The sequence below is a fragment of the Chromobacterium sp. Panama genome (genome assembly GCF_003052555.1).
Classification (GTDB): Bacteria; Pseudomonadota; Gammaproteobacteria; order Burkholderiales; family Chromobacteriaceae; genus Chromobacterium.
Window position 1 is genome coordinate 3,391,106 of record NZ_QARX01000001.1, and the last position, 16,810, is coordinate 3,407,915.

17 protein-coding genes and 2 tRNA genes are annotated in these 16,810 nt (G+C 64.1%); 5 read left to right on the forward strand and 14 right to left on the reverse strand.

The window, feature by feature from the left end:
* Positions 1-118 precede the first annotated feature (118 nt).
* Entirely contained in the window at positions 119-874 is a 756-nt protein-coding gene (locus tag DB032_RS15290; RefSeq protein ID WP_158274318.1) for an AraC family transcriptional regulator, read from the forward strand.
* On the opposite strand, the gene DB032_RS15295 is transcribed toward DB032_RS15290, so the two are convergent.
* From DB032_RS15295 to DB032_RS15305, 3 genes are all read right to left on the reverse strand, one after another.
* Positions 852-1,949, reverse strand: a complete 1,098-nt coding sequence (locus DB032_RS15295) for a polyamine ABC transporter substrate-binding protein (protein WP_107800238.1) — start codon at positions 1,947-1,949, stop codon at positions 852-854. The genes DB032_RS15290 and DB032_RS15295 overlap by 23 nt on opposite strands.
* A 30-nt stretch (positions 1,950-1,979) precedes the next feature.
* Positions 1,980-3,383 (reverse strand): FAD-binding oxidoreductase, encoded by a 1,404-nt coding sequence (locus tag DB032_RS15300; protein WP_107800239.1) that lies wholly within the window; start codon positions 3,381-3,383, stop codon positions 1,980-1,982.
* Between the two features lie 86 nt (positions 3,384-3,469).
* Complete coding sequence (locus tag DB032_RS15305; RefSeq protein WP_107800240.1) at positions 3,470-4,246, reverse strand: helix-turn-helix domain-containing protein; 777 nt, start codon at positions 4,244-4,246, stop codon at positions 3,470-3,472.
* 79 nt (positions 4,247-4,325) lie between these two features.
* On the opposite strand from DB032_RS15305, the gene DB032_RS15310 reads away from it, so the two are divergent.
* Together DB032_RS15310 and DB032_RS15315 are read left to right on the forward strand one after the other, a co-directional pair.
* Positions 4,326-4,892 (forward strand): GNAT family N-acetyltransferase, encoded by a 567-nt coding sequence (locus DB032_RS15310; RefSeq protein ID WP_107800241.1) that lies wholly within the window; start codon positions 4,326-4,328, stop codon positions 4,890-4,892.
* 79 nt (positions 4,893-4,971) lie between these two features.
* On the forward strand, positions 4,972-6,561 hold the full coding sequence (locus DB032_RS15315; RefSeq protein WP_107800242.1) for a hypothetical protein: 1,590 nt from the start codon (positions 4,972-4,974) through the stop codon (positions 6,559-6,561).
* A 174-nt stretch (positions 6,562-6,735) separates the two neighbouring features.
* Here the strand turns inward: DB032_RS15315 and DB032_RS15320 are convergent, their stop codons facing one another.
* The 11 genes from DB032_RS15320 to DB032_RS15370 all read right to left on the reverse strand — a co-directional run bounded on the left by DB032_RS15320 (position 6,736) and on the right by DB032_RS15370 (position 15,064).
* Positions 6,736-7,035: a putative quinol monooxygenase gene (locus DB032_RS15320; protein ID WP_107800243.1), complete on the reverse strand. Its 300-nt coding sequence runs from the start codon at positions 7,033-7,035 to the stop codon at positions 6,736-6,738.
* Positions 7,036-7,270: 235 nt separating this feature from the next.
* Positions 7,271-7,347: transfer RNA gene (locus DB032_RS15325), tRNA-Pro, on the reverse strand.
* Positions 7,348-7,365: 18 nt separating this feature from the next.
* The gene (locus DB032_RS15330) at positions 7,366-7,731 is read right to left on the reverse strand and encodes a MerR family transcriptional regulator (RefSeq protein ID WP_107800244.1); all 366 of its coding nucleotides are present in this window, start codon (positions 7,729-7,731) and stop codon (positions 7,366-7,368) included.
* Complete coding sequence (locus DB032_RS15335; RefSeq protein WP_019103243.1) at positions 7,712-8,014, reverse strand: integration host factor subunit alpha; 303 nt, start codon at positions 8,012-8,014, stop codon at positions 7,712-7,714. The genes DB032_RS15330 and DB032_RS15335 overlap by 20 nt, the downstream gene beginning before the upstream one ends.
* A gap of 75 nt (positions 8,015-8,089) precedes the next feature.
* On the reverse strand, positions 8,090-10,447 hold the full coding sequence (pheT, locus tag DB032_RS15340) for a phenylalanine--tRNA ligase subunit beta (RefSeq protein ID WP_107800245.1): 2,358 nt from the start codon (positions 10,445-10,447) through the stop codon (positions 8,090-8,092).
* Positions 10,448-10,468: 21 nt separating this feature from the next.
* On the reverse strand, positions 10,469-11,452 hold the full coding sequence (gene pheS / locus DB032_RS15345; protein ID WP_107800246.1) for a phenylalanine--tRNA ligase subunit alpha: 984 nt from the start codon (positions 11,450-11,452) through the stop codon (positions 10,469-10,471).
* 155 nt (positions 11,453-11,607) lie between these two features.
* Positions 11,608-11,967 (reverse strand): 50S ribosomal protein L20, encoded by a 360-nt coding sequence (gene rplT, locus DB032_RS15350; protein ID WP_019103240.1) that lies wholly within the window; start codon positions 11,965-11,967, stop codon positions 11,608-11,610.
* A gap of 12 nt (positions 11,968-11,979) precedes the next feature.
* Complete coding sequence (gene rpmI / locus DB032_RS15355; protein ID WP_019103239.1) at positions 11,980-12,177, reverse strand: 50S ribosomal protein L35; 198 nt, start codon at positions 12,175-12,177, stop codon at positions 11,980-11,982.
* Between the two features lie 167 nt (positions 12,178-12,344).
* The gene (infC, locus tag DB032_RS15360) at positions 12,345-12,869 is read right to left on the reverse strand and encodes a translation initiation factor IF-3 (RefSeq protein ID WP_081556240.1); all 525 of its coding nucleotides are present in this window, start codon (positions 12,867-12,869) and stop codon (positions 12,345-12,347) included.
* Positions 12,870-12,910: 41 nt separating this feature from the next.
* Positions 12,911-14,812, reverse strand: a complete 1,902-nt coding sequence (gene thrS / locus DB032_RS15365; RefSeq protein WP_107800247.1) for a threonine--tRNA ligase — start codon at positions 14,810-14,812, stop codon at positions 12,911-12,913.
* A gap of 175 nt (positions 14,813-14,987) precedes the next feature.
* Positions 14,988-15,064: transfer RNA gene (locus DB032_RS15370), tRNA-Ile, on the reverse strand.
* 160 nt (positions 15,065-15,224) lie between these two features.
* Between DB032_RS15370 and tgt the strand changes: the two genes are divergently transcribed.
* The gene (tgt, locus tag DB032_RS15375; protein WP_107800248.1) at positions 15,225-16,340 is read left to right on the forward strand and encodes a tRNA guanosine(34) transglycosylase Tgt; all 1,116 of its coding nucleotides are present in this window, start codon (positions 15,225-15,227) and stop codon (positions 16,338-16,340) included.
* 131 nt (positions 16,341-16,471) lie between these two features.
* Complete coding sequence (gene yajC / locus DB032_RS15380) at positions 16,472-16,798, forward strand: preprotein translocase subunit YajC (protein WP_043633815.1); 327 nt, start codon at positions 16,472-16,474, stop codon at positions 16,796-16,798.
* Positions 16,799-16,810 lie beyond the last annotated feature (12 nt).

The following is a 16,810-nucleotide window of genomic DNA, read 5'->3' on the forward strand; positions in this document are numbered from 1 at the left end:
GATATCGACGATGGGCGGCGCGGCCGAAGCCCGTCCCGCCACAATGGCCAGTATCCGTCCCGGCGCTGATAGCGCGTTATCGCTACAATGTCATTCAATATCTCAAACAGGCCAAACCATGCTGCTCGCCGCCGCCCGCATCCGTCACGACGACGCCGACCCCGAAGCCTGGCACAGCCATGACAGCGGCCAGCTCAGCTTGCTGCGCCGCGGCGTGCTGAACATCGCCACCGACGGCGGCCGGCTCTGGCTGCCGCCCGGCCACCTGGCCTGGATTCCTCCCGGCGTGCGCCACGCCTCGCACCGCCACGGCCTGATAGACGGCATCAGCCTGCACTTCGCCGCCGCGGCCTGCGCGCGGCTGCCGGCCGACGCGCAAGCCATCTCCTGCGACGCGCTGCCGCCCGCCATCATGCGGCGCGCGCTGGATTTTTCCACGCCGCCCCTTCCCAGAGAGCTGCGGCTGCTGGAGGTCTTGCTGGATGAATTGGAACACTGCCCGCCCTTGCGCCTGAGCCTGCCCTTGCCGCAAGACCGGCGCGCGCGCCGGGTCGCCGACGCGCTGACGGAGGCCCCCGAAGACCCGCGCTCGCGCGACGACTGGGCGCAATGGGCCGGCCTCAGCGGGCGCAGCCTGAGCCGTTTGTTTCCGGAGCAGACCGGTCTCAGCTTCCAGGCCTGGCGCCGTCGGCTGCGGCTGTTGAAATCGCTGGAATATCTATCGGCCGGCCAGCCGGTCGGCGCCGCCGCCTGGCGCTGCGGCTACGACAGCCCCAGCGCCTTCATCGCCGCCTTCCGACAGACTTTCGGCCGCACGCCGGCCCAGTTGCTGGGCCGGCCCTCGGAGCGCCTCAGCGATAGCTATTGTTCTTAAACTGATTGAACAGCCTCACCCGCTCCCTTTGCAGCGCCGGCGGCACCCGTCCCTGGCCGCGCAGCTTGCTCATGCCGGCCGCGTCCGGATAGAGGTTGCGGTCCGCCGTCAGCGCGCCATCCAGCAAAGGCCGCGACGCCGGCAAGGCGTTGGGATAGAACAATTCATTGCTGATTTCCGCCATCACCTCCGACCGCATCATGAAATCGAGGAAGCGATGCGCGTTGTCCGGATGCGGCGCGTCCTTGGGGATGGCGAAAGTGTCCACCCACAACTCCGCGCCCTTGGGCGACAGCAGGTAGCGGATCTTGCGCGGGCTCTTGGCCTCGCCCGCGCGACGCGCGGCGATGTAGGCGTCGCCGGAATAGATCATCGCCGCGCAAAGCTCGCCGTTGACCAGATCATTGATGGGCGTGGAGGTGAACACCCGCACATAGGGCCGGACCGCGCGCAGCAGGCCGGCGACGGCGGGCAGATCCTCCGGCCGGTTCCGGCCAGGGTCCTTGCCCAGGTAGATCAAGGCCTGCACCGCCACCTGGCTGGGGGACATCATCATGGAAACGCCGCAGCCGCGCAGCTTGGACGCGTAAGCCGGGTCGAACAACAGGGCCAGCGCGTCGGCCGGCGGCGGCGCGCCGCCCAGCGCCCGCCTCACCCGGTCTTCGTCGATGGCCACCGAGGTGGTGCCCCACAGATAGGGCAGCGCGTAACGGTTGCCGGGATCGGCCGCGGCCAGCTGCCGCAGCAGCGCCGGGTCCAATTGGCGGTAATTGGGCAGCTTGCCCTTGTCCAGCGGCCGGAAGGCGCCCGCCGCCAGCTGATTGGCCAGGAAGCTCATCGACGGTCCCACCACATCGTAGCCGCTGCGGCCGGTCAGCAATTTGCCTTGCAGGATTTCATTGCTGTCGTATACGTCGTAACGCACCTTGATGCCGGTCTCGCTCTCGAAACGCCGCAAGGTCTGTTTGCCGATGTAATGACTCCAGTTGTAGACGTTCAGCACCTTCTCTTCGGCCGCCTGCGCCGGAACGGCCAGACAGCAGACCCAGATCCCCACCCCAATGCGTCGCCACATGAATGTTCTCCCGATATCGCGCGCCGGCCATCAGGCCAGCAAAGCCTCCAGGGCCGCCGCCAGCTTGCCCGCGCCGCGCCGGGCCCAGGCCGGCGCGCTCCCGTCGGCGCACAGTTTCTCTTCCAGCCCGTAAGCGCTGCGCACCAGGTGATAACCCAGCCACGGCACCGGCTCCGGCGCCCAGCGGCGCACCCGCTCCAAACGCCCTTCCGGCATGACCCAGGGCATGGAAGCCAGATCGCCGTCGCGCTCCAGAATCAATTCCGCCAGCGTGCGCCCCATCAGATTGGCGGCTCCCACGCCCTCGCCGCCGTAGCCGCCGGCCATGGCGATGCCGGCGCGCCGGTCGAACAAGGCGTAGGGCGTGAAAGCGCGCGCCACGCCCAGCGTGCCGCCCCAGCGGTAGGGCGCCGCCGTCGCGCCCAAGGCCGGAAACAGCCGACGCAGCAAGCGCTCGCGCCAGGCGAACTCGGCGCCGTTAGGGTCGAAGTCCCACTGCGCGCGGCCGCCCAGCCGGTAACCGCCGCGCGCGCCGAACACCAGGCGACCGTCCGCGCTGCGTTGGCCGTAAGTCACCATCCGGCTCAAATCGCCGAAAGCCTGGCGGCGCCCCAGTCCGATCTCGTCCCACTGCGCCGCCGACAGCGGTTCGGTGGCCAGCAGCAGGCTCTGCACCGGCAGCAGGCAACGGCCCAAACGCGAAAACTGCCCGGCCGCGCCCTCCAACGCCGGCACGATGACGTCCGCGCTCAAGTCGCAGCCGTCCAGCCCCGCCACCCCGGGAGCCAGCCGGCGCACCGGGCTATGCTCGTGAATGCGCACGCCCAGCCGCGCCGCGGCCCGCGCCAGGCCTTGCGCCAGCCGGGCCGGCTGAACCACCGCGCAATGCGGGGAGAACACCCCGCCGCGCACGTCTCTCGCGCCCAGCTGCGCCCGGGCTTCCTCGCGGTCCAGCCAACGGAAGTCGGCCTCGCCGTGGCCCGCCCGCCGCAGTTCGCGCAGCCAGTTCCGCCCCATCGCTTCCTGCTCCGGATAGCGCGCCGCCGCGTACAGCACCCCGCCATGGGCGAAATCGCATTCGACGCCTTCGCGCGCCAACACCGCGGCCACTTCGTCGACGATGCCGAACAGCCGCCGCCGCGCGCGTTCGCGCCGCTCGCCGTCCAGACTGAGCAAATGGACGTTCTGATTGGCCAACCCGCCTATCAGCCAGCCGCCGTTGCGTCCGGACGCGCCGTAGCCGCAGGTTTCCGCCTCCAACACCGCCACGTCCAGCTCCGGCGCCATGCGCTTGAGGTAGTAAGCCGTCCAAAGGCCGGTGTAGCCGCCGCCGATCACCGCCACGTCGCAGCTGGCCGACTGCGTCAACGGCGGCCAGGACCGCGCCGCGGGACTTTGATCCAGCCACAGACAGGCTTGGGACTCGATCCCCATGAATGCTCCTTGGCGATAGCCCCGAACCTGGGGCGGACCCGAACAGACTAAGCCGGCGCCCGCGCCGCGTCGTGCGCGCGGGACCGCTAGGAATCGGCGGAAAAGTAGCGCTGCGGCGTGGTGCCGGTTTCCAGACGGAAAGCCTTGTAGAACGTGGAGGCGGACTTGAAGCCCACGGCGAAGGCCATGTCCAGCGGAGCGGCCGGCGGCCGCGGCAGCGCCAGCAGATGGCGGACGCGTTGCTGATTGAGCCAGGCGTAGAAGCTCAGGCCCAGCGCCTGGTTCAAGACGTGGGAGATCTGATTGCGGGTGTAGCCGGTGGCCTGCGCCACCTGGCCCAGGCTCAGCTCGCAGTCCAGATAGGGTCGCTGTTCGGCGAAATAGGCTTGCAGGTCCGCCAGCAGCCGCGCCAGCCGCTGCGGGTTCAAACCGATGCGATCGCCGGTCCGCTCCCCGCTCAAACGCACCGGCGTACAGTACTCATGCACGGAGACGATCAGGCCGTCCCGCACCCGGATCGCCTCGCCGCCTTGAAAACTGGCCAGTTTGCCGCTGGAGGCCAGCCGGATCACATAGCGGTATTGGATGAAGGCGGTGTCGCCGTCGACGCGGATGCGGTCGGTGTGCTGCAAACTCTCCTTGCCGCCGTCCGGCATGCTCTCGGCCAGATAGGCCGGCAAATCGGCGTAAGTCAGCGTCAGATTGCGGTAGAAATCGCAGTATTCGACTTCCGGATGAAACAAGGCCAGCGCCGCCCTCGCGTCGCGCGCGCGCCAACATTCGTGGTAGCGCCGGGCCACCTCCCAGGTGGCCCGGCTCTCGGCATCCCAAGCCGCCCGCGGGCCGGCCGTCGTTTCCGCCATGACTGTCTCTCTCCCGCGCCCTTGGCGGCTGTTATCATATAGCTTGACCATACCCGTCCATTGCGAGGAGAGCCAGCCGATGGAGATACTGATCTTCCCCGAAGCGGAAGTGCCCGCGGAACTGCGCATGCAAGTGCTGGCGCTGCAAAATCTGGCCTGGCCCGGGGAGCCGCCGGCCGGTCCCGAGCCCATCCACGACCCGGCGCTCGCGCCCTTGTCGTTGCTGCTGGTGGAGAACCGCCGGGTGCTGTCGGCGCTGGACATCCTCAGCAAAACGCTGCGCCACGCCGGCGAGGACTTCCAGGCCAGCGGCATCAGCTGCATGGTCACCCAGCCCGAGGACCGCAGCCGCGGCCTGGGCCGGCTGCTGGCCGCCTCCGCGCGCGAAACCATGCAGGCCAACGGCGCCGATCTCGGCATCTTCACTTGCGACCGCCCCCTGCGGCGCTTTTACCAAAGCTGCGGCTGGAGCGAACTGCCGGGCGCCGTCTTGATCGGCGGCACGCCGGCCGCGCCCTTCCCCAGCAGCCAGTTCGACAAGGCGACCATGGCCTGCTTTTTCAGCGACAAGGCCAGGCGGCTGGCGTCGCGTTTCGAAGATTGCGAGATCGCGCTCCATCCGGGGGACATCGACCGGCTGTGGTAAGCGTCCCGCGGCGACATCGCCTCCTCGCCAGCAAGCGCTCCCCGCCTTGCCGGCCTCCTGTTCAGCTCCCATTCCAACCATGACAGAAGCTCCCGACCTCATCGAAATCGAGTTGTCCGCTCCCTACCGCGTCAAGGGCGAGGCCGCCCGCGGCCAATCCGTCTGGCTGCTGGCCCGGCTCTGGCACGCCCAGCAGTTCGGCGACGGCGCGGTGTCCGCCGCCGCCCTGCGGCTAGGCTTTCCCGGCCAGAACAATATCCGCATGCTGATCTCGCGCGCGTTCGCCGACTTCGCCCGCTGGGGCGTGCAGGCCGGCTGGGGCGCCGCGCGCGGCCGGCCCATCGCCACCCTGCCGCTGAACGGACGCAGCCGCGGTCCGTTCTGGCTGACGGCCGACATGGCCTCGCGGCTGCGCTTCCGCGCCGCCGGCGTCGAGGTGGAGCGGGATTGGCTGGAGCACTTCCTCGGTCTTCCCCGGGAAAAACCGGAAAGCCCGGCCGGCGATCTGTCCTATCTGATGCGCGACATGCGCTTTTGGCAACAGATGGCGCAGGCCATCCGCGACGAATACGACGGCTTCGGACGCCGCCCCAGCCGCCAGGTGGCGGAATCCTTCCACGTCGCGCGTCAATTCGCCGGAGACGATTTTCAGCAAGCGCTGGCCTTGATGAAAGAAAGCCTGGCCCTGCGCCGCAGCGCCCAACTGGACGGCAGCCGCAGCGCGCTGAAGCGGCTGGACCGAGTGCTGGACGCCGGCAGCGTCCATCACGCCCATCCCACCTTCGCCGCGATGGCCTGCATCGTCAAAGCCTGGGAGCGTTACTCCCAAGGCGACGCCGACGCGGCGCGGACCGCGCTGGAACACCTGCAAACCTCGCCGGAGCTGCAGCCGGTTTTCCGCTACAACCCGCGCGTGCGCTTCGAATGCCTGAACCTGCTGGCCCTGCTGCACAAGCACGCCGCCACCAGCGGCGCCGGCGCCGCGCGCCAACGGGACGAGGCCGGCGCGGCGCTGCAAGCCTTGAGCGGCGCGCTGGAAGCGGCTTACGAGGCGGACTCCATCGACGCCGCCCAACATGTGGCCGCCAATATCGGCTGGTGCTTGTGGCTGTTCTGGCAGCAGGGGCTGGTCGACCCGGAACGCGAGCAGCGCGTGGGCGCGGTGCAGTTGCAGGCGATGCGCTGGCTTGGGCTGTCCGAATGGATTTGCGACCGCTTCGGCTACGGCAGCGGCTCAGCCTGGAATCTGATCTTCATCCTGCGCATCGCCCGCGGCAACTGCCCGCCGCCGCGTTCGCGCAGCCTCTCGGCCTTCCGCGCCCAGCAACCGCTGGCGCTGGAAGACGCCATCGCGGCCTTGCAGCCCTTGCACGCCTCCTTGTCTCCGGCCAAGGGCTTCAGCCGCTGGTCCTCGGCGGCGGTCCTGGCGCTGGACGAGCAACTCGCCGGCAACGCCGCCTTCCCTCCTCTGCAACAAGCCAATCTATTGCTGGAAGCCGCCTGGTTCCTGCTGCATGAGCAGGGCGCCGGCCGGGAGGCCGCGGACGCGCTGTCCCGCCTCCAAGCCTTGCTGCCGTCGCTGCGGCGCGGCGAGCGCAGCTTTTTCAACAGCGAGCTGCAACGGCTGCCCATCGAAGCGCCTCTGACCGACATCCGCCCAGAAAAATAGCCGGCAAGGCCGGCGGGGAACGGTAAGCAGCGTTTGGGTCTGTTCAGCGTCTCGCGAGCGAGGGCGGACAAGGCGAAAACCGCTGAGAAAGCGGAATGCACTCGTGGTGCATGAGCATTTCTAGGCGGTTTTCAACGCCGCATCGCCGACGCGTAGCAGGTCGTAAACAGGTTCTTAGGCCGGGTTCAACACATGCACGGCCAAGCCGGCCACCGCGCCCTCGGTCGCGGCGACGAAGGCGCGCAGCGGCGGCGCGTCCAGGTGGCGGTCCAAGGCCGCCTTGCTGGTCCACTTCTCTATCACCACCAGGCTGTCCGCGCCATACGGCTGCGGCGAATCCGCGTGGTCCAGCGCCGGGCCGTACTCGATGCAGCCCTCTTCCTCGCGCACCAGGGGCACGATCGCATTCAACTCGCGCAAAATCACGGCGCGCTGGTCCGGCTTGGCGGTAATCACGGCTACTACATGCAACATGGCAATCCTCACAAAAGTCGGCGATACGCCGCCGCGCATCTCCGCGGCGGCCACAGGAATACGGCAGGCGCAGAAACAAATGGTTCGCCGCCGTCTATCGGGCAATAAAAATCGCCCGCCGAATTCGACTCATTGAAGGGGATGGAATTAGAAGGATTTCTAATATTTGGAGGGGAAAATAAAAAAAGCTCTGCAAACGCAGAGCTTTTAAATATTTGATACTTTTGGAATTCTTTGGTCGGGGCGAGAAGATTCGAACTTCCGACCCCCTGCACCCCATGCAGGTGCGCTACCAGGCTGCGCTACGCCCCGACTCGAGAGAAACGTATTCTAAACTGCTTTTTGATTTTTGCCAAGCCCTGAATCAAGCCATTCCAAAATCGCCTCCAACTCGGTCCTGACCTCCTGGGCCGTTGCCGGGCGCACTTCTTGGCCGTCCGCGCCCAGACGCTGGCGGGCGCCGTGGATGGTAAACCCGTCGTCATATAACAGACCGCGAATGCGCCTGACCAATAACACTTCGTGATGTTGGTAATAACGGCGGTTGCCGCGGCGCTTCACCTGGCGCAATTGGGAAAACTCCTGCTCCCAATAGCGCAGCACATGCGGCTTGACGCCGGTGAGCTCGCTCACCTCGCTAATGGTGAAGTAGCGCTTGGACGGTATCGGCGGCAGATCAGCCTTGCTTGTTGGCATGGAATTGCTCGACCATTCCCTTGAGTTTCTGACTAGCGTGGAACGTTACCACACGTCGCGCGGTGATGGGAATCTCTTCCCCGGTCTTGGGGTTGCGACCCGGACGCTGCGGCTTGTCGCGCAATTGGAAATTGCCGAAACCGGACAATTTGACGGAGTCGCCGGACTCCAGGGCCTGGCGAATTTCCTCAAAGAACGATTCAACCATGTCCTTGGCTTCACGCTTGTTCAAACCCACTTGATCGAACAGCATGTCGGCCAGCTCAGCCTTGGTCAAAGTCATGTCACCCTCTCACACATCAATATTTCTAATCATTCAAAAGCCCGCCGACTCCGCGGCGGGCTCCACGCCTTGGGCTCAGCGCAACTGAGCGCCCAGCTCGGCGGCAACGCCGTCCAGCAGGGCCTTGAGCGCCGGCTCCACGTCTTCGTCGGTCAGCGTGCGGCTATTGTCCTGCAACATCACGCGGAAGGCCAGACTCTTCTTGCCCTCTTCCACGCCTTTGCCGCGATAAACGTCGAACAAAGCCACTTCGCTGACGATGGCGGCGCCGTGCTTGGCGAAGCAGGCCAGCAATTGGGCCGTTTCCACCGCCTCGTCCACCACCAGCGCCAGATCGCGGCGCACCGCCTGGAACTTGCTCACCGGCTGCGCCTTGATGGGCTGCCGCGCTTCCGCCGCCGCCAGGTCAAGTTCGAACAGCACCGGCGCGCTGGGCAGATCGTATTGCTGCGCCCACTTGGGATGCAGTTCGCCGATCACGCCGACAACCACGCCGTCCACCAGCACTTCGGCGCAACGGCCCGGATGGAAGGCCGGATGCGCGGCCTTGCAGAAATCCGCGCGCCGCGGGTGCAACAGGGCTTCGACATCGGCTTTGACGTCGAAGAAATCGACGCGTTCGGCCTTGACGCCCCATTGCTCCGGCAAGCGCGGACCCCAGGCAAGGCCGGCCACTTTTTCCGGCTGATCGAACCAGTCGGCGGATTTCTTGAACACGCGCGCCACTTCGAACACGCGCACGCGCGGCTGCTTGCGGTTGAGGTTGCCCACCAGCACGTCCACCAGCCCGCCGATCAGCGTGGAGCGCATCACGCTCATCTGCGAAGCGATCGGGTTGATCAGGCGCACCGGCTGCTCGTTGGCGGCGAAATCGCGCTCCCAGGCCTCGTCGACGAAGGCGTAGCTGACGATTTCCTGATAGTCGCGCGCCGCCAGCAGATGGCGGATCTGATCGCGCGGCCGCAGCTCTTCCCGCTGCGCCAGCATGCGCATGCCGGAACGCGGCGCGTCGGCGGGGATCGCGTCGTAGCCGTATACCCGCGCCACTTCCTCGATCAGGTCTTCCTCGATCGCGATGTCGAAGCGGAAGGACGGCGCCTCCACGGTGAAGACTTCGCCGTCCAGACGGTGCGCCAGGCCCAGCCGTCCCAGAATTTCACCGATCTGCGCGCTGCTCAAGCTCACGCCCAACAGCTTGGCGCAACGCGGCACGCGCAGCTTGACCTCGCCGCGCCGCGGCAGTTCGGCCACGGCCTCCACCACCGGACCCGGCTGACCGCCGCAGATGTCCAGCACCAGGCGGGTGGCGCGTTCCATCGCTTCGCGCTGCAGCTGGAAGTCTACGCCGCGCTCGTAACGGAAGGAAGAATCGGAACCGAAGCCCAGCTCGCGCGCCTTGCCGGCGATCGCTTCCGGCGCGAAGAAGGCGCTTTCCAGGAAAATATCCGTGCTGGCGACGGTGACGCCGCTGTGCTCGCCGCCCATGATGCCGGCGATGGCCAACGCCTTGGTCTGGTCCGCGATCACCATGTAATCGGACTTGAGCTTGACGGTTTTCTCGTTCAGGCACAGCAGCTCTTCGCCGTCCTTGGCCATGCGCACGACGATGCCGCCGTCCAGCTTGGCCAGGTCGAAGGCGTGCATCGGCTGGCCTTGTTCCAACAATACGTAGTTGGTGATGTCGACCACGGCGGAAATCGAACGCAGGCCGGCGCGCTCCAGGCGGCGGCGCATCCATTCCGGCGTGGCGGCGGCGGCGTTGACGCCCTTGAGCGCGCGGCCCAGGTAGCGGCCGCAGCCAGCGGCGGCGTCTATGCTCACCGACAGCGCGTCGTCGATGACCGGGGCCACCGCGGGAATGGCCACCGGCGCCAGTTCTGCGCCGGTCAGCGCCGCCACTTCGCGCGCGATGCCGCGGATGGACAGGCAGTCGGCGCGGTTGGGAGTGATTTTCAGCGTGAACAGCTGGTCGTCCAGGCCCAGGTAGTCGCGTATGCTCTGCCCCGCCGGCGCGTCGGCCGGCAGCACCAGCAGGCCGTCGGCCTCGTCCGGCACGCCCAGCTCCTTGCCGGAGCACAGCATGCCGTTGGATTCGACGCCGCGCATCTTGGTCGGCTTGATCTTGAAATCGCCGGGCAGCGCGGCGCCGGGCAAGGCGCACGGCACTTTCAGGCCGACGGCGACATTGGGCGCGCCGCAGACGATCTGCACCAGTTCGCCCGTGCCCACGTCCACCTTGGTCACGCGCAGGCGGTCGGCGTTTTCGTGCTTGGCCACTTCCTTGACTTCGGCCACCACCACGCCGCTGAAGGCCGGCGCGGCGGCGTTGACTTCTTCCACTTCCAGACCCGCCATGGTCAGCAGGTAGGACAGCTCGTCGGTGCTCAGCGACGGATTAACCCAGCTTCTCAGCCATTGTTCGGAAAATTGCATAGTATTCGGCTCCGTACGCGATCAGTTGAACTGTCTCAGGAAGTTGAGGTCGTTCTCGAAGAACAGCCGCAGGTCGTTGACGCCATAGCGCAGCATGGCGAAACGATCGAGACCGATGCCGAAGGCGAAGCCGGTGTAACGCTCCGGGTCGATGTTGACATTGCGCAACACATTGGGGTGCACCATGCCGCAGCCGCCCACTTCCAGCCAGCCGCGCTCGCCCAGCACGTCGATTTCCGCCGAGGGCTCGGTAAACGGGAAGAAGGACGGACGGAAGCGCACTTGCAGATCGTCGCGCTCGAAGAAACGGCGCAGGAAGTCGGTCACCACCGCCTTGAGGTCGGCGAAGGACACGCCCTCTTCCACCCACAGGCCTTCCATCTGGTGGAACATCGGCGAATGGGTGGCGTCGGAGTCCACGCGGTATACGCGGCCCGGGGCCACGATCTTGATAGGCGGCTGATTGTTCATCATGAAGCGCGCCTGGATCGGGCTGGTATGCGTGCGCAGCACGTCGCCGCCTTCCACGTAGAAGGTGTCGGCCATCGCGCGTGCGGGATGGTTTTCCGGGATGTTCAGCGCCTGGAAATTGTAGAAATCGGTTTCGATCTCCGGGCCGTCCGCCACTTCAAAACCCATGGTGCGGAACAGGCCGGCGATGCGTTCCAGCGTCAGCGCCACCGGGTGCAGGCCGCCGCCGTTGCTGCCGCGCCCCGGCAGGGTCACGTCCAGCGCCTCGGCAGCCAGTTGCGCCTCCAGCTTGGCGGCGTTCAATTGGTCGAGGCGCTGCTTGTGCGCGGCCTCAAAAGCCTGCTTGGCCACATTGATGGTGGCGCCGGCGGCCTTGCGCTCTTCGGCGGGCAGCTTGCCCAGCTGTTTCAGGAGTTCGGTCAACTCGCCGCTCTTGCCCAGATAGCGGGCCTTGACCTGCTCCAGTTCAAGAAGATCGGCCGCCGCGGCTACCGCGGCCAGACCGGATTGGAGAATCGCGTCAACGTTGTTCATCGTGTTCCACACCGTATGCGAAAGAAAGCTGGCCACACGCGCCCCAGCACTCGGGCGAGTCTGGCCAACCGTCTTGATCTTGAGTCATGCCTGCGGCCGGGCCGCATCAAAAAAAAGGGAGGCAAGATTGCCTCCCTTTTGATCCGTCCGGGCGATTAAGCAGCGAGGCTTGCTTTCGCCTTTTCGACGATCTGTGCAAAAGCCGGCTTGTCGAACACGGCCAGGTCGGCCAGGACCTTGCGGTCGATTTCGATAGAGGCTTTTTTCAGGCCGTTCATGAATTTGCTGTACGGCAGGCCGTTTTCACGAGCAGCTGCGTTGATACGAGCAATCCACAGTTGACGGAACTGACGCTTTTTCTGACGACGGTCACGGTAGGCGTACTGACCGGCTTTCATCACCGCCTGTTTGGCGATGCGATAGACGTTCTTCCGGCGGCCGCGATAGCCTTTCGCCAGTGCGAGGATTTTCTTGTGACGAGCACGAGCGGTTACACCGCGTTTTACGCGTGGCATATCTTAGTCTCCTTAAGCGTAGGGCATCATTGCGCGAACAGAGGCCATATTGGTGCTATCTACCATGGTAGTACCACGCAGTTGGCGCTTGTTCTTGGTGGTTTTCTTGGTCAGGATGTGACGCTTGAACGCGTAAGAGCGCTTTACACCACCATTGCCCAGTACTTTGAGACGCTTTTTCGCGCTCGACTTGGTTTTCATTTTCGGCATGGACTGCTCCTGCTGAATTTTGATTAGATTAGACGCGAGGTGGCTGCCGGACGAATCCGGAAACGCTTGAAAAACCATCGTGTCACGCTTTTGGGCAGATCGTTGCCGACCTACAAAATCAACACGGCAGAGCGAACCCTGCCGTGTCAGTTTGATGATTATACCGATTATTTCTTCTTCGGCGCAATCATCATGACCATCTGGCGGCCTTCCAGCTTGGGAAACTGCTCAACCACCGCAATTTCGGACAAATCGGCTTCGACACGCTTAAGCAACTCCAAACCGATGTTCTGGTGGGCCATCTCACGACCGCGGAAGCGCAGGGTGACCTTGGCTTTGTCGCCGTCAGCCAGGAATCGGGTCAAGTTGCGCAACTTGACGTTGTAGTCGCCGTCGTCGGTGCCCGGACGGAACTTGATTTCCTTGATCTGAACCTGTTTCTGCTTCTGCTTGGCTTCGTGACGCTTCTTGGACTGCTCGTACTTGTACTTGCCGTAGTCCATCAGCTTGCATACCGGAGGCTGCGCGGTCGGGGAAATCTCCACCAGATCCACATCGCCCTCCTCCGCCAGCGCCATTGCCTCACGCAGACTGACAACACCAATCTGCTCACCTTCTTTACCTACCAGACGAATTTCACGGGCGGTAATCTCGCCGTTGATCCGTGCTTCGCGTTCCTGAGCTATAGCCAAATCTCCTATTAATCTAAACTCAATGCCTGCCGTCGCCGGAATCAGGCCCCAGGCATCTCAGCCTTGAGGCGCGCAATCAGCGCATCCAGCGTAAGCTGCCCCAGGTCTTCCCCGCGGGAGCGTACGGCAACCAACTCGCCAGCCTTCTCCTTGTCGCCGACGATGATCTGATACGGCAACTTTTGCAGACTGTGCTCGCGAATTTTATAGCCGATCTTCTCGTTTCTCAAGTCAAGATCAACGCGGAAGCCTTGTTCGCGCAGTTTGGCGGCCACATTGGCCGCGTATTCGGCCTGCGCTTCGGTGATATTCATCACCACCATCTGCACCGGAGCCAGCCACAAGGGGAAGGCGCCGGCGTGGTTTTCGATCAGGATGCCGAGGAAGCGCTCCAGCGAACCCAGCGCCGCGCGGTGCAGCATCACCGGGCGCTTGCGGCTGTTGTCGTCGGCCACGTATTCGGCGTCCAGACGCTCCGGCAACATGAAGTCCAGCTGCAGGGTGCCGCACTGCCAGGAACGGCCCAGCGCGTCCTTGATGTGGTATTCGATCTTGGGGCCGTAGAACGCGCCCTCGCCCGGCAGCTCTTCCCACTCCACGCCGCAAGCGCGCAGCGCTTCGCGCATGCCTTCTTCCGCCTTGTCCCAGGTGGATTCTTCGCCGATGCGTTTTTCCGGACGCAGCGCCAGCTTGATCGCCACCTTGTCGAAGCCGAAGCGCTCGTACACTTCCATCACCAGGCGATGGAAATCCTTGGCCTCCTGGTTGATCTGGTCTTCGGTACAGAAGATGTGGCCATCGTCCTGCACGAAGCCGCGCACGCGCATGATGCCGTGCAACGCGCCGGACGGCTCGTTGCGGTGGCAGGAGCCGAACTCGGCGTAGCGCAGCGGCAGATCGCGATAAGAACGCAGACCGCTATTGAACACCTGCACATGGCCCGGGCAGTTCATCGGCTTGACCGCGTAGTCGCGCTTTTCCGATTCGGTGATGAACATGTTCTCGCGGTAGTTGGCGGCGTGGCCGGAACGCTCCCACAGATGGGCGTCCATCATCATCGGGGTGCGGATTTCCTTATAGCCTTCGCGGTTCAGCTTCTCGCGCATGTATTGCTCGACGCTCTGCCACAGCTGCCAGCCCTTGGGATGCCAGAACACCATGCCCGGCGCCTCGTCCTGCAGGTGGAACAGGTCCAGTTGCACGCCCAGCTTGCGATGGTCGCGCTTTTCCGCCTCTTCCAACATATAGAGATAGGCGTCCAGGTCTTCTTTCTTGGCCCAGGCGGTGCCGTAAACGCGCTGCAGCATTTCATTCTTGCTGTCGCCGCGCCAGTAGGCGCCGGCCACCTTCATCAGCTTGAACACCTTGAGCTTGCCGGTGGACGGCACGTGGGGGCCGCGGCACAGGTCGGTGAATTCGCCCTCGCGGTACAGGCTCAGCACTTCGCCCTGCGGGATGGATTCGATGATCTCGGCCTTATAGGCCTCACCTATGCTCTTGAAGTAGGCAATGGCTTCGTCGCGCGGCAGCTCGTAACGCTCCACCGGGATGTCTTTCTTCGCCAGCTCGGCCATTTTCTTTTCAATGGCGGCCAGGTCTTCCGGCGTGAACGGGCGCTTGTAGGCGAAATCGTAGTAGAAGCCGTTTTCGATCTCCGGCCCGATGGTGACCTGGGCCTCCGGGAACAGCTCCTTTACCGCATAGGCCAGCAAGTGGGCGGTGGAGTGGCGGATGATGGACAGGCCGTCCGCGTCCTTGTCGGTGATGATGGCCAGGTCGGCATTGCGGTCGATGGCGTAAGAGGTGTCCACCAGCGCGCCGTCCACGCGGCCGGCGAGCGCCGCGCGAGCCAAGCCTGCGCCGATGGATGCGGCCACTTCATGAACCGTTACCGGTTTATCGAACGAACGGATCGAGCCGTCCGGCAAGCGAATGTCTGGCATGTCAACTCCAACAAGGCGAGAGAGAAATTTTTAGAAAGCGTAGGATAAAAAAAAAGTGCGGCCTGAGCCGCACTTTTTTTGCATGGAACAACCCGCAAGGCTCAGCTAGCGTGAGTATGTCGGGTTGTGGTAGTTCGCAAGTTGGACACTTGTAACGCTCCATGCGTTTGAATTTTGGTAGGCACGATTGGACTCGAACCAACGACCCCCGCCTTATCAAGACGGTGCTCTAACCAGCTGAGCTACGTGCCTGTCGTCGAGCTGCGAATACTAAACAAGCCCGCTACGCTTGGCAAGCGTTTTTTTCATCCGCCGCGAGGAGGAAACCGCGACAAAGCCCCAGCGGGCGCGGCTTACGGTATACTAGCCGGCTGATTTTGCTAAACAAACATACCAGAGCAATCCCCGAATCATGCTGAAGTTTACCGTACATAAAACCTCCGGCGGCGCGCGGCGCGGCACGCTGGAGCTGAACCACGGCACCGTGGAGACGCCGGTGTTCCAGCCGGTGGGCACTTACGGCTCGGTCAAGGCGATGAGCCCGGTCGAGCTGAACGACATCGGCGCCCAGATCATTCTGGGCAACACTTTCCACCTGTGGCTGCGCCCGGGCCTGGAGATCGTCGAACAGTTCGGCGGCCTGCACGAGTTCATCGGCTGGGACAAACCCATCCTCACCGATTCCGGCGGCTTCCAGGTGTTCAGCCTGTCCGATATGCGCAAGCTGACCGAGGAAGGCTGCACCTTCCAAAGCCCGATCAACGGCGACAAGCTGTTCCTGAGCCCGGAAATCTCGATGAAGATCCAGACCGTGCTCAACTCCGACATCGTGATGCAGCTGGACGAGTGCACGCCGGGCCAGGTGGACCACGCCACCGCGCAGAAGTCGCTGCAGATGAGCTTGCGCTGGGCCGAGCGTTCGCGCCGCGCCTTCGACGATCTGAAAAACCCCAATGCGCTGTTCGGCATCGTCCAGGGCAACCTTTATACCGATTTGCGCCAGGAATCGCTGGAAGGCCTGATGCAGGTCGGCTTCGACGGCATCGCCATCGGCGGCCTGTCGGTGGGCGAGCCCAAGCCTGAGATGTACCGGATGCTGACCGAGTTGAAGGACATGCTGCCGGCGGAGAAGCCGCATTATCTGATGGGCGTGGGCACGCCGGAGGATTTGGTGCACGGCGTGGCCAACGGCGTGGACATGTTCGATTGCGTGATGCCGACGCGCAACGCGCGCAACGGCTGGATCTTCACCCAGTGGGGCGACGTCAAGATCAAGAACGCGCGCTACAAGGACGACAAGAAGCCGCTGGACGAGGAATGCGAGTGCTACGCCTGCCGCAACTTCAGCCGCGCTTACCTGCATCATCTGCACCGCGTCGGCGAGATTCTGGGCGCCCGCCTCAACACCATACACAATCTGCATTATTACCAGGAGCTGATGCGCCAGATGCGCCGCGCCATCGAGGAAGACCGTTTCGAGGACTTCCGCCTGGAGTTCGCCGCCAAGCGCGCCCGCGGCGTCAACTGAGGAACCACCTGCGCGGTCGGCCTGTCACAGGCCTGACCGTCGCAAGCATTGGAAAAAGCGGACCAGCATGGCTACAATGGTCCGTTTATTTCGACCAGCCATAACAATACATAATCTAAGGGAGTAGTTTGATGTCCTTTATCAGCCCCGCCTTCGCCAACACCGGCGCCGCAGTAGGAGGTTTCGACCTGATGGGCTTCCTGCCCATGATCGCCATCTTCGTGCTGTTCTGGTTCCTGATGGTGCGCCCGCAGCAGAAGCGCATGAAAGAGCATCAGAAGATGCTGTCGGAAATCCAGAAGGGCGATGAAGTCGCCACCCAGGGCGGCATCGTCGGCCGCGTGGCCAAGATCGGCGAACAGTTCCTGACTCTGGAAATCGCCAACGGCGTGGAAATCACCGTTCAGCGCGGCTCGGTTTCCGCCAAGCTGGAAAAAGGCACGCTGAAGTCGCTGTAAGGATTCAGCCGA